Annotated in this window: 11 protein-coding genes, 1 pseudogene, 1 riboswitch and 1 other annotated feature; of the genes and pseudogenes, 2 read left to right on the plus strand and 10 right to left on the minus strand. The window is 46.5% G+C overall.

Annotated elements, in window-relative coordinates:
- Positions 1-61 precede the first annotated feature (61 nt).
- From K3F53_RS13665 to K3F53_RS13690, 6 genes are all read right to left on the minus strand, one after another.
- The gene (locus tag K3F53_RS13665; protein ID WP_057898053.1) at positions 62-2,461 is read right to left on the minus strand and encodes a DNA internalization-related competence protein ComEC/Rec2; all 2,400 of its coding nucleotides are present in this window, start codon (positions 2,459-2,461) and stop codon (positions 62-64) included.
- A gap of 2 nt (positions 2,462-2,463) precedes the next feature.
- Entirely contained in the window at positions 2,464-3,099 is a 636-nt protein-coding gene (locus K3F53_RS13670) for a MazG-like family protein (protein ID WP_057898052.1), read from the minus strand.
- Between the two features lie 101 nt (positions 3,100-3,200).
- On the minus strand, positions 3,201-3,785 hold the full coding sequence (locus K3F53_RS13675) for a hypothetical protein (protein ID WP_057898051.1): 585 nt from the start codon (positions 3,783-3,785) through the stop codon (positions 3,201-3,203).
- Positions 3,786-3,889: 104 nt separating this feature from the next.
- Positions 3,890-4,393, minus strand: a complete 504-nt coding sequence (locus tag K3F53_RS13680; protein ID WP_057898050.1) for a deoxycytidylate deaminase — start codon at positions 4,391-4,393, stop codon at positions 3,890-3,892.
- A 138-nt stretch (positions 4,394-4,531) separates the two neighbouring features.
- Complete coding sequence (locus K3F53_RS13685; protein ID WP_057898049.1) at positions 4,532-5,830, minus strand: homocysteine synthase; 1,299 nt, start codon at positions 5,828-5,830, stop codon at positions 4,532-4,534.
- A 104-nt stretch (positions 5,831-5,934) separates the two neighbouring features.
- A riboswitch (SAM riboswitch) is annotated at positions 5,935-6,039 on the minus strand.
- Positions 6,040-6,127: 88 nt separating this feature from the next.
- Positions 6,128-6,823 carry a helix-hairpin-helix domain-containing protein gene (locus tag K3F53_RS13690; RefSeq protein ID WP_057898048.1) on the minus strand — a complete coding sequence of 232 codons (696 nt, stop codon included), beginning with the start codon at positions 6,821-6,823 and terminating at the stop codon, positions 6,128-6,130.
- 99 nt (positions 6,824-6,922) lie between these two features.
- Between K3F53_RS13690 and K3F53_RS13695 the strand changes: the two genes are divergently transcribed.
- Both K3F53_RS13695 and comER read left to right on the plus strand, forming a co-directional pair.
- Complete coding sequence (locus K3F53_RS13695) at positions 6,923-7,171, plus strand: DUF2533 family protein (protein WP_057898047.1); 249 nt, start codon at positions 6,923-6,925, stop codon at positions 7,169-7,171.
- A gap of 100 nt (positions 7,172-7,271) precedes the next feature.
- A complete protein-coding gene (comER, locus tag K3F53_RS13700) occupies positions 7,272-8,108 on the plus strand; it encodes a late competence protein ComER (protein ID WP_057898046.1) in 837 nt (278 codons plus the stop codon).
- A 193-nt stretch (positions 8,109-8,301) separates the two neighbouring features.
- On the opposite strand, the gene leuS is transcribed toward comER, so the two are convergent.
- The 4 genes and pseudogenes from leuS to rsfS all read right to left on the minus strand — a co-directional run bounded on the left by leuS (position 8,302) and on the right by rsfS (position 12,575).
- Positions 8,302-10,761, minus strand: coding sequence for a leucine--tRNA ligase (gene leuS, locus K3F53_RS13705; protein ID WP_220560970.1), 2,460 nt, complete (start codon positions 10,759-10,761; stop codon positions 8,302-8,304).
- Between the two features lie 130 nt (positions 10,762-10,891).
- Positions 10,892-11,023: pseudogene (locus K3F53_RS13710) on the minus strand (zinc ribbon domain-containing protein); the annotation flags it as partial.
- A 178-nt stretch (positions 11,024-11,201) separates the two neighbouring features.
- Positions 11,202-11,431 (minus strand) — a binding site (T-box leader).
- 54 nt (positions 11,432-11,485) lie between these two features.
- Positions 11,486-12,250, minus strand: coding sequence for a class I SAM-dependent DNA methyltransferase (locus tag K3F53_RS13715; RefSeq protein WP_246615639.1), 765 nt, complete (start codon positions 12,248-12,250; stop codon positions 11,486-11,488).
- Positions 12,234-12,575 (minus strand): ribosome silencing factor, encoded by a 342-nt coding sequence (rsfS, locus tag K3F53_RS13720; RefSeq protein WP_057898043.1) that lies wholly within the window; start codon positions 12,573-12,575, stop codon positions 12,234-12,236. The genes K3F53_RS13715 and rsfS overlap by 17 nt, the downstream gene beginning before the upstream one ends.
- Between the last annotated feature and the right edge of the window lies 1 nt (position 12,576).

A 12,576-nucleotide genomic window follows, 5' to 3' on the forward strand; every position in this document is an offset into this window, starting at 1 on the left:
CCCTCTCATACTTTTAAGACGTAAGGTATATGCTAAATGTTGCGCAAATCATAAATTTTATCTATCTGCACGCCGTAGATTTCCCAAAAGTTCTATATATAACTATGCCATCCCGCACATAAACAGTGATCGCCCCGCATATGTCCGTCCGTAAAATAATGCTATCCAGCGCAGCAAGTCTTGCTATCACTTCACGGTGTGGGTGGCCGTAACGGTTCTTCTTCCCTACGGAAATCACAGACAGCTTCGGCTTAAGATAGTTCACCCAATTTTCCGAAGTCGAACTTTTGCTGCCATGATGCCCAACTTTAAGCACATCCACCCGGCCAATGTTCGCTTCGCTTAATAGACGTTGTTCCCCATCCTTTTCCAGATCGCCCGTAAACAACATGCGCACACCGTAGGCTTGAAGTAACAACACAACCGAATTTGCATTGTCTTCTCCAGTGGATGAAGGCGCGGAAGCAGGATTAAGAACGCGCCATACGATCTCTGGTTCCTCCCTCCACACCTGCCCCTGTTCGGCTTTCCTGACAGAAATGCGTTTTTCTTTAAACAATCGGTTTATTTCTGCTTCGATTTCTGTCTTTGCAGGCAAACCATTTACCATGGCCTGTTTAACGCGAATATGATTTAGCAAATACGGCATCCCCCCAACATGGTCGCTATCTCCGTGCGTAAGCACCAGCAAGTCAATGGTAGAAATCCCCCGCGAATAAAGAAACGGCATAACGACGGATTTGACTGGATTGAACGGGTCTCTTCGCCGCTGCCATGGCTTTTTATTCCCCTCCGGCAGCGGTCCTCCTCCATCAATAAGCACAACATTGCGCGGAGTTTCGACGACGATAGCGTCTCCTTGTCCGATGTCCAAAAATGTAATGGTCACCCCTTTTCTTTCCCAAGAAATAAAAAGAGTTCCGAACAAAAGGAAAGAAAAAGATGCAAAAATCATCACATTTTTCCAATTAAGGGCTATTTTATCATACAACCATCCAAGGAGAAAGAGAAGCCAGAACGTATATCCACCTATCCAAAACAAAGATGGCGAACGAAAAACAAAACGAAAACTCCGCCATTCTTCAGCCTTATCCAACAGCTGTAAAACTGGAAGCAGGAGCGTGTCCACCACTTTTGCCGGCAAGAACCCGAAAGCTGGATGGATCATCCCCAGCATAAATGAAATAGCGGCCATCGGCGCGATCATGATACTTATAAAGGGAACAAACAAAAAATTGACCAGAGGTGAAAGAAAAGAATAAACGTGAAAGTAATAAATCGTCAGCGGAAAAGAAACAAGTGTAGCTGCTAATGTCACCGCAGCAAGACCCCGTACTCCGTCCCGTTTAAAGGGAAGCTTACGCATCAACGGCGGTACAAAGGAAAGCAATCCAAAAGTAACAAGATAAGACAGTTGAAACCCTACATCATGAATATAATAGGGGTTGGCAAGCGCCATACATAAAAAGGAAGCACCCAAAAGGTTCCAGCCATCTTTTGCCCGGCGCATAAGAAGCGCAAACAAGGCCAGTTCACCCATGATAAGCGCACGTACTGCCGAAGCGCTGGAACCGGTCATTACTACGTATACCGGCAACAAACACGCGGTAAGCAAATAAGAACGCTCCCGGGTAAAGCCGAATAAACGTAAAACGTAAACAAGTGCGACAACAAGAAGCGTAATGTGCTGCCCAGAAATCGCAATCACATGGGTAAGCCCAAGCGAAGAAAATGTAGTGTACAATTCCGGGTCTACACGATCCACCGCTCCGAGTAACATTCCTGAAAGCAAGCCCGCTGATGTCGGATGATATAATTCGAAAGCCCGATTCGCCAGCTTTTTCTGCCAGGACATCATCAATCCTGTAAATCCGATTGGTGCATGTCCGTAGGATAAACTTTCAACATCCCATATCTTTCCAATCCGATGAATATGCTTTCTATGGAGATACGTTGGGTAGTCAAAAGCGCCCGGGTTTGTAGGAGGGGCCGGACGTTCGATTTCTATTTTTCCGCTCAAGGTTGCTCCATAGCTGAGAACTTTCTCCGCCTGCCTTCGGCTCGCCTCATTCCGAAAATAAATCGTTGTCTGCACCAGCTCTGGAACTTCTAAGGCTTTCCCATTAAGTACATGAATGCGCAAAATAAATTTGCAGCGATCTCCATCAAACATCACTGCGCTCTGAATCTCTCCCGCAAATGCTGCGTTCGTTTCATCTGGTAAAATGCTCACATTATGTTTTTCGATCCACAAATACCAAGAAAATCCTGTGATAAAGAACAAAAGTCCCGTCACAACAAGTTTATAGTATGCCTTATTCTTGAAAACAGGCAATATCCCCACGATTATAAACCCTAACAGCAAACCGCAACCTAAACGGGCGCTGTTGACAAACTGAGAAGCACACACCAACCCGCTCAGCATGTACAAACCGCAGAAAAAAAGCGCCCGTTGCCTCATTCTTATTTCACATACCCGCGCTTCTTCAACTTTTCCACATGCGCACGCATCAGCGCATCAATATCCATCAAAAAAGTCTCTTCCAATATGTATAACATTGTAAAGCAACACTGGGCAATATGCAGAAGATTTAAACCGCACCCTTTTAAAATTTGTTCATCTGTATGAACCCGCTTCTCTCCGCTAGCACCGCGAAACTTACCGATCCATTGGGCAAACCGCCCGATAGCGACAGAAATATTTAATACTGTACTGTCAAGCGTAACACCAGGAATGGTAAGACGCGGCAAACTCATTGCCCGAAATCCTTCTTCATTCACTTTAATATATACATCACCAGCTACGCTTTCCAAATACCCTTTGCGCAACAGTTTGGCCAGATGGTCATCAATCATATCTTCCAAGCGCACCTCAGGCGCTAAATCTTCCAGAACAAATGTCATAGAAATACAAGTTTGAGCGACATCGAGCAATTCACCGGCTACGTTTTGCAACGCTTCTCGCGCCCGTGGTGTTCCCTGTTCATCCATCCAGCAAAGGATGGCTTCACTGAGCTCTCCCTGTTCTTCCACCAGCTTGCGAAAAGTCGACTCCAGCGAAGGAACGAGTCGATTTAGCCTGGGAAGTACGATCTCCATTTTACTTTCCCCTTTCTCCCCTATACGTTTTTTCTTTCTATTGTATCATAAAAATCAAGATAAATGTAAAAAAAAGGAAGAAGTTTTTTTCCTCTTTCCTTCTAATAATTCTGTAGCTCATTCCATTGATCAGTGAGCAGACACAACTCTTGCTTGATGATATGCACGTGAGGTTCTTTGTTATGTATCATACAATCATTCAACTTCTCCAGCAGGTAATTAATGCGACCTTCTAAAATTTGCCGATCGATATACTGATCCACCAGTATGTTCGACAACTCTTTCTCCTCGCCCAATCCGTTGCTTTCATAGATACGTCCCTCGCGGAAGTGAATATCTCTGCTTACTCCTTCCTCATACAGACGAAGCATGCCGCTCGCTCCCATCAGGTAAATAGAACCATAAAACAGACGAATAAGAGGATTGCTCATCATTTCCTCTTCCGTAATACCATTGATATAAAGACGGCCTTTAATCGGCAGACCTGCTTGTACAACCAAACGAAAGACGCCGTGTTCCGTATAAAAGCCGAGCAACAATGTGCCCTGCATCGTTTTCTTTTCTTCTACCGTTATTTCGGAACGGGATTTCGCTTCTTCCACGATGCGATACACATCATCTGTTCTTTCCTGAGGAGCTTGGAAATTATCACATACGCCACGGATCGTTGCGACATTCGGTTGCATTAAAATCACCTCGTTTATAGTTCAAAAAAATATCCTCTTGCTACATCTTTACCCCCTTAGTTATCATCCATACCACATTTTTACACTTTTTATAAAAAAATATTCTAATCTACAATTTCTATCTGAACCCCGGCCGGAGGCGTATACTCAAGCAACTGACGAAACATAATTTGCTTCTGTTCAAAAAGATGTGCTACCTTCTCATAGTCTTTCAAATATATCCGATGATAGACCACCTCGATGATGCCGCTGTTGGCGATTAAATTAGCGCACATCCAGCACGGCTGATCCGTGACATAGATGGTGGCTCCCTGCCGTTCCTCCTGGTCGGTAAACAAAAGCAAATTCTGCTCTGCATGAATGGTGCGAATGCATTTTTGCTTCTCAACGCTGTTCCCTTGTTCGTCTACCTCATAGTAGGTATGCAACATACATCCAACATCAAGACAAGACTCAACGCCGCTTGGGCTTCCGTTGTAGGCCGTTCCCAGCACTTTTTTATTTTTGGTTAGTACCGCCCCAACGTGACGGCGCGGACATGTGGCCCGGGTCGCGGCCATATACGCTAAATCCATAAAATATTCATCCCATGTCTTCCGTGGGCTCATATCTTTCCCTCTCTTCTGTTTCTTTCTCTTTACTATTCTAACCTGCGAAAAAGAATACCGGAAAGAAAAAAGGGAGAGAAAGTCTTCTTCCTCACCCCTTCTAAAACTTATTACTATTCTGCTTCCGTCAAACTACGATTATGCATTCACCAGTTGGCTGGCTTTAAGCGCCTGCTCAATGTCGGCAATAATATCATCTACCGCTTCAATACCGATAGAGAGACGAATCATATCCGGCGTAACACCCGCACTGCGCTGTTGTTCTTCCGTTAGCTGCTGATGCGTCGTACTTGCAGGGTGGATAACAAGCGTTTTGGCATCGCCAACATTCGCCAAGTGGGAAAGAAGCTTCAGGCTGTTAATAAAGCGTTTGCCTTCTTCCAGCCCACCTTTAATGCCGAACGTGAAAATGGAACCCGGTCCTTTTGGCAAATACTTCTTTGCGCGCTCATAATAAGGACTGCTCTCAAGCCCTGCATAATTCACCCAGGAAACAAGTTCGTTTTCTTGCAAATATTCCGCTACTTTTTTTGTATTTTCCACATGACGCTCCATGCGTAAATGAAGCGTCTCCAACCCTTGCAAGAATAACCAAGAGTTGAACGGAGATATCGCTGCCCCAAAGTCGCGCAGCAATTGTACGCGCGCTTTGATAATGTAGGCAAGATTGCCGACTGCTTCCGTGTATACTACGCCGTGATAGCTCGGATCTGGCTCAGTTAACCCTGGGAACTTGCCATTGTTCCAGTCAAAGTTACCGGAGTCGACAATCACGCCTCCAATTGAGGTACCATGACCACCGATAAACTTTGTAGCAGAATGAACAACAATGTCAGCGCCAAATTCAATCGGACGGCAAAGATACGGAGTGGCAAACGTGTTATCTACAATAAATGGAATTCCGTTCTCATGCGCGATGCCCGCTAATGTTTCCAAATCAACTATATCTGCGCGTGGATTTCCGATCGTTTCCGCATAAAGCGCTTTTGTCTTGTGCGTGATCGCGGCACGAATAGCATCCTTATCTTCCGGATCAAAGAATTTCACCGTTATGCCGAACTTCGGAAACGTATGCGCGAACAGGTTGTATGTTCCGCCATATAGATTGCTGGAAGCGATAATTTCATCCCCCGCATGCGCGATGTTTAAAATAGAGAACGTAATTGCCGCCTGACCGGAAGCGACCGCAAGCGCACCCACACCGCCTTCAAGTTCCGCAATCCGCTTCTCAAACGTATCCTGCGTCGGGTTCATAATGCGCGTATAAATGTTACCGAATTCTTTCAATGCGAACAAATTGGCTGCATGCTCCGTGTCTTTAAATACATAAGAAGTTGTTTGATAAATTGGCACCGCGCGCGAAAGCGTCGTCGGGTCCACTTCCTGTCCTCCGTGCAAGCATACCGTCTCGAAATTGAATTTGCGTTCTTCTGCCATTCTCTTTTTCCTCCCTGTCATCATTCTTTGTTTTCGGCGATGCCAACCAAAAGAAAAATCCTCTTCTTTGGAAGAAGAGGATTCTACGCAGGTATGTATCATCGCTCTCATCTTCCAAAGCATGCTGCTTTGCTGGAATTAGCACCTTGCACATACGTGCCGGTTGCCGGGCTTCATCGGGCCAGTCCCTCCGCCGCTCTTGATAAGAGATGTCTTATATAAAATTTTCTCGCTTGAGCTGATTCTGGTTTTATTATAGCCTTACTATTCCTACCTGTCAACTTAATTTGAAGATTTTTATTGTACAGAAATTTTGGCGCGCATTTTCTCCAATGTTTTCGGACCAATTCCTGCTACCTTTGTTAAATCCTCTACCGTTCTGAACAGGCCATTTTCTTCCCTGTATTGAATAATAGCTGCTGCTTTTCCAGGCCCAATACCAGGAATGGTTTGTAGTTGCTCTAATGTAGCTGTATTAATATTAATTTTCTCCTCCTGCCCGGGTGCGCCCGGCGCAGAAGCTGTTCCTGCTGATGCCAGACCCGTTGTACCGATTAGAGCCTCTTCTCCTTTTATCGGAATATATAAGAGCATGCCGTCAACAAGCCGCTGCGCTCCGTTGACTTGCTTTGCATCCGCTTCCGGAAGCAATCCGCCCGCCATCCCGATGGCCTGATACACACGTGCCTCAGCCGGTAACGTATATACCCCTGGCTTCGCTACCGCGCCCTTCACATCAACGACGACAGTCGCCTGAACGGATGGCGCAGGAGAGCGCGCGCTTTCCTCTTTTTCTATGGGATCTCCCGTTTGATCGTTCTCCCCGGCAGTGAAAACGGAGGAGCCCGTAACCGCTTGTTGCTCAGAAAACGGAAGCGTTTTTGCTTCTGTTTCCTCCTGAGTGTAATTATAAAAATAAATACTACTGCCCAAAATAAAAAGACATATACTAATACTGATCCATTTTTTCTTTTCTACAAACCAGCTTTTCACCGCATCTCTCTCCCTTACTTGTAGTTTTCTAACTTTTTGCCTATACTTTTTATATAAACATTCAGAAAATCGCCACTTAAAAAAGGAGGATTGCAAACAATGGGTGTTCATCACGCAATTTCAGCCCACTCCGCAAGGCAAGCTGAGTATATTACGCTCTACCGCAAACTGGATGCGGTGCGGGAAATGTGGATTGAAAAAGCGGTAGAGCAATGCAAGAACGGAGAAAAAATCAGCGTGGAAGAGATTAATAACATCACACAACAAATTAATCAACTTGCGCAACGTTACCATCTTCCGCCGCGCAAACTTGTGACGGAAGAAATGGTACAAAATATTTGTAAATAATTACCACATCTCTATCTTAGCATAATTAGAAAAATATGTGTACTAAATCTTTCTTTCCCCTCATACTTATTAAATAATTATAATCGCCGGGGGGATTTAGATGCATATCGGCTTTATCGGAACGGGAAGTATGGGAACAATCCTCATTGAAGCCTTTATCGAATCTGGTGCTGTTCTGCCCGCCCAAATCTCTGTTGCCAATCGGACACCGGAAAAACTACATGCGCTCACGGCAAAACACCCGGACATCAAGGCTAGCACTAACATAAATGTGGCCCAAAAAGCAGACATTCTATTTCTGTGCACCAAGCCCCTGGAATATCGGACGGTACTCGACGAAATTGGCGAACATTTGACGCCCGATAAACTTGTTCTATCTATCACAAGTTCCGTCGGTGTGCAACAATTAGAAGCATATATTCCTTGCAAAGTGGCCCGTGTCATTCCCAGTATTACGAATACAGCGCTCAGCGGTGCTTCACTCATTACGTTCGGTGCCCGTTTAACCCAGACTGATCGTACCTTGCTGCTCACACTTCTTTCTGCCATCAGTACGCCTATAGAGATTGAAGAATCGCAAACACGAATTTCCTCGGATATTGTAAGCTGCGGCCCAGCTTTTTTTAGCTTTCTAATGCAACGCTTTATTGACAGCGCGGTCGATCATGCATCCATTACGGAGGAGCAGGCTACAAGATTAATGACCGAGATGATTATCGGGCTTGGCCGCCTGCTTGAAGACGGACGTTTTTCGCTGCCGACACTTCAGGCCAAAGTTTGCGTGCCAGGTGGAGTAACCGGCATCGGCTTGCACGTGCTTGATGAAGAAACACAGGATGTGTTTAAACATTTAATTGAAGCAACGCACAATAAGTTCAACATAGATGTACGGGAAGTTCAGGAAATGTTCACCAACCAAAAAAACTCCTTCCATTGAACAAGGAAGGAGTTTTTTGCGCACTCGGAAGATTACTTAACGACCTGAGCGCCTGCTTTTAATTTGTCAGAAATTTTAAGGCTAAAACCCGCAGCAGCTTTCTCATTTACTACTAATTGAACATCTTTCAAAGCTTCAACAGGAATAGAATCCAGCTTCTCGCCCTTTAACCCCCGGGCTGCTATAGTATCGTCTAGCCTACAACGATATTTACCAGTTTGCCCGGAACGGCGATAACTTTACGCACCGTCTTGCCTTCAACCAGCTCTTTGATTTTTTCATTTTCGGTAGCAAGAGTCTCCATCTCCTGCTTCGTCAAATTGGCTGGAATAACCATTTTATCGCGTACTTTGCCGTTGATTTGGACGACAATTTCCACTTCATCAAGCACGAGCGCGGCGGCGTCATACTTCGGCCAGGACTGCTGGTGCACGCTATCTTCATGACCGATCATACGCCACATTTCTTCCGTAATGTGCGGCGCGAACGGCGCGAGCAGCACAACCGTTGTTTCAATGGCGTGAGCTAGCATGCCACGATCCGCAGTTTCCGGATACGCATAAATTTTGTTTACAAGTTCCATGATGGCACTGATTGCTGTGTTGAACTGACGACGCTCACCGATGTCTTCACTTACTTTCTTAATGGTCGCGTGTAACGTGCGGTTCAAATCTTTGGCCGCGCTGTCGGACAAGTTCACCTGCGGGTGTCTTGCCACAAGCTCTGCATGGCTATCCACCATACGCCATACGCGATTTAAGAAGCGATAGCTTCCTTCTACCCCGCTGTCGCTCCACTCAAGATCACGATCCGGCGGCGCCGCGAATAAAATGAACAAGCGTCCAGTATCCGCTCCGTACTTGGCAATGATTTCATCCGGACTGACAACATTTCCTTTTGATTTGGACATTTTTGCTCCGTCTTTCAGCACCATGCCCTGTGTAAGTAAGCTCTTGAACGGCTCGGTAAAGTTAACCATGCCAGCATCATACAATACTTTGGTGAAAAAGCGGGAGTAGAGCAAGTGCAAAATCGCGTGTTCAATACCGCCAATGTACTCATCTACAGGAAGCCACTTATTCACCTTTTTCGAATTGAAAGGAATGTCGTCGTTTTTCGGGTCTGTATAGCGCAGATAGTACCATGACGAATCGATAAACGTATCCATCGTGTCCGTTTCCCTACGCGCTGGCCCACCGCAGGATGGGCAGGTCGTATGCACGAACTCTTCGGATTTAGCTAAAGGATTACTCATTCCGTCAATGACGACATGATCCGGCAGCATGACGGGCAAATCTTCTTTCGGTACCGGAACGATGCCGCAATCGTCACAGTAGATAATCGGGATCGGCGCACCCCAGTAGCGCTGGCGAGAGACGAGCCAGTCGCGCAGGCGATACGATACCGCCGGGCCACCTACCCCCTTCTCCTTCAAATGCTCACTGATGACAGCAAGCGCCTTGCGGTTCGGCATTCCGTCAAATGAATCTGATTGCACAAGTACGCCGTCTTCCGTGTACGCTTCTGCCATTTCCTCATTCGTGTCAACTTCCTCGCCTTCTGGTGCAATTACACGCCTAATCGGCAAGTTGTATTGTTTGGCAAACGCGAAGTCGCGCGTATCATGCGCCGGAACTGCCATCACAGCCCCTGTGCCATAGTCGAGCAACACATAGTTCGCAATCCAGATCGGAATGTCCTCACCGGTCAGCGGATGGCGAGCATACGCCCCGGTAAACATTCCTTCTTTCGGTGCATCGGTCGATGTACGAGTAATGTCCGATTCTTTCTTAATTTTTTCAATGAACGCTAGCACTTCTGCTTCGTTTTCTTTTCCTTTGACAAGCTTGCGTACAATCGGATGCTCTGGCGCCAATACCATGAAGGTTACGCCGTACAGCGTATCCGGACGCGTTGTGAATACGGTCAGCTTCTCGTTCAACTCCGGCACTTCAAATGTAACTTCCGCCCCCGTGCTTCGGCCAATCCAGTTGCGTTGCATCGTTTTGACCTTTTCGGGCCAGCCGTCAAGCTGATCCAAATCTTCAAGCAAACGATCGGCGTAATCAGTAATTTTGAAATACCATTGTTCAAGATCGATTTTTGTGACTTCCGTGCCACAGCGCCAGCAGCAACCGTCTTCCACCTGTTCGTTAGCGAGCACGGTTTGATCGTGCGGGCACCAGTTTACCAATCCTTTTTTCCGGTAAGCCAAACCTCTTTCATAGAACAAAAGAAAGAGTTGCTGCGTCATTTTATAGTATTCCGGCGAGCAGGTTGTTACTTCTCGCTCCCAGTCATAGCTTACCCCAAGCTGTTTCTGTTGGTTTCTCATAAAATCGATATTTTCGTATGTCCATTTTGCCGGCTGGGCCCCCAGCTTAATCGCGGCATTCTCCGCCGGCATGCCAAAAGCATCCCAGCCCATCGGATGAAGAACTCGGTAGCCGCTCATTCTTTTATAGCGTGCGACCACATCGCCAATGGAATACACGCGCATATGGCCCATATGAAGACGCCCGGACGGATATGGAAACTGTTCAAGACAATAGAATTTTTCTTTGGCATCGTCTTCGTTCGTGCGATGCGCGTTTGTTTCATTCCAGTATTGCTGCCATTTTTTTTCGATTTCATGCGGATTGTACGTCCTCATCAACGAATGACCTCCTGATCTTCATTAAGACAAACTCGCAGGCATTGCCCGCAAGTTTTTTCTGCCTACAATTCGGAAAGAAAGTATTTTGGTACGTTATGATTTTAAGATAACATATACTTTCTTATCCACTTGAACACTCCCATTCACGCAGGCTTAAGCCTTTTACATCCTTATCCTGATACCCGCAACAGGAACACAACTGACTCGATGGGAATGTTTTGCACACAATGCTGATTGTACGTCCGTACCATTCGGCTTGGTTGCTTATATTTTACAAAATTGAGGGAGGAAAGAACAGTCGGACTTGTGAGAAGGTAAAAGCCTGCCCTCGTCCGAAGCCGATTCATCCCCCACTTTCACTGGTAACAAAAGCATCTTCACGCTTAGAAGTAGGGGGCTTCTCGGCTGATATGATAAAAAGCCTCCCGTCCCTATAATCCAGGGACGAGAGGCTTACTCCCGCGGTACCACCCTAGTTAACGCAGAGCTATGTGCAAGCCTTGCGCTCACTTTAGCATCCGTAACGTGGATGAGACGGATAACGGTACCTTTATATCCCGCTATCGGCTCCAAGGCGAGTTCATTGCCGGAAGCGGTTAACTCGCACCAACCGTTAACTCTCTGGTACGCTCCTTAGGCAACTACTACTCCTTATCCATGCCATCATTTACAATTTGTCTAAAATTATATGCAATCTTCCTATCAGGTGTCAACTTTTTATCTAATGAGGCTTACGGGCAATAAAAAATGCGCGTTCGCTGTCTGTTGCTACCGGCTGCGATGTAAAATCCGCGGTAATGGACAGAACATCAAATCCGGTATCCGCAAGCCACTGCCGCAAAGCTTCAAGCGAATACGCCTTCTGGCGATGCCGTTCATGAAACCGGCGGTACAAATCGTCTTTTTCCCGTACAAACAAAGTTAAATCGTGTTCCACCGCTTCTTCATCTTCATAGTAAATGCTCTGCCAAATATACGCCACATGTTCGTCCTGATAAGAGAACGATTCATTCCCAAATACTTCGGCGATTTTATACGGAGTATGCACGTCGAATAAAAATGTGCCGCCGGGCGTAAGCGTAGCGAAAACCCTTGCGAATACCTGTTTTATCCCTTCAGCATCCGGAATGTAATTCAGTGTATCGCAAAAGCTAATCACGCTGTCCACCAGCTCAGGCAGCGCAAGTTCACGGATATCCTGCCTAAGCCAGTGAACGGCAGCGCGCGGATGGCTACGCTGCACCTTCTCCCGTGCTACCGCAAGCATGTCGGCTGACAGATCGACACCCCACACTTCCAGCTCTCGCTCCAGCAGGTAACGGGTCAAAGAGCCTGTGCCACAACCAAGCTCCGCGACGCGGCGCGGTCTCGTCCGCGTCAGGCGCCACGCTTCCGCCGCAAACCCCATCCATTGATCGTATGGCGCATCGGCCATCAAATGATCATATACGTCAGCCAATCGCCGATAACTACTGGACAGCGACAACGGGAGCATCCTTCCATAAGCGTTCAATATTATAAAATTCGCGCTCATCACGATGGAACACATGGACAACAACATCGCCTAAGTCTACAAGCACCCAGCGCGCGTCATCGTAGCCTTCACGGCCGCGCACGACAATTCCAGCTTTTTCGGCACTATCTTTTATATGATCAACAATCGCCTGCACCTGTGTCTCTGAGTTGCCGTGACAAACAACAAAATAATCAGCAATAATGGACAGTCCCTTCAAATCAAGAATAACCACATTGTGTGCCTTTTTGTCCTCCGCGGCTTTGGCGGCTAATTGAGCGATTTCCAATTCTGTCATA

Source organism: Aneurinibacillus thermoaerophilus, assembly GCF_019603355.1.
GTDB lineage: Bacteria > Bacillota > Bacilli > Aneurinibacillales > Aneurinibacillaceae > Aneurinibacillus > Aneurinibacillus thermoaerophilus.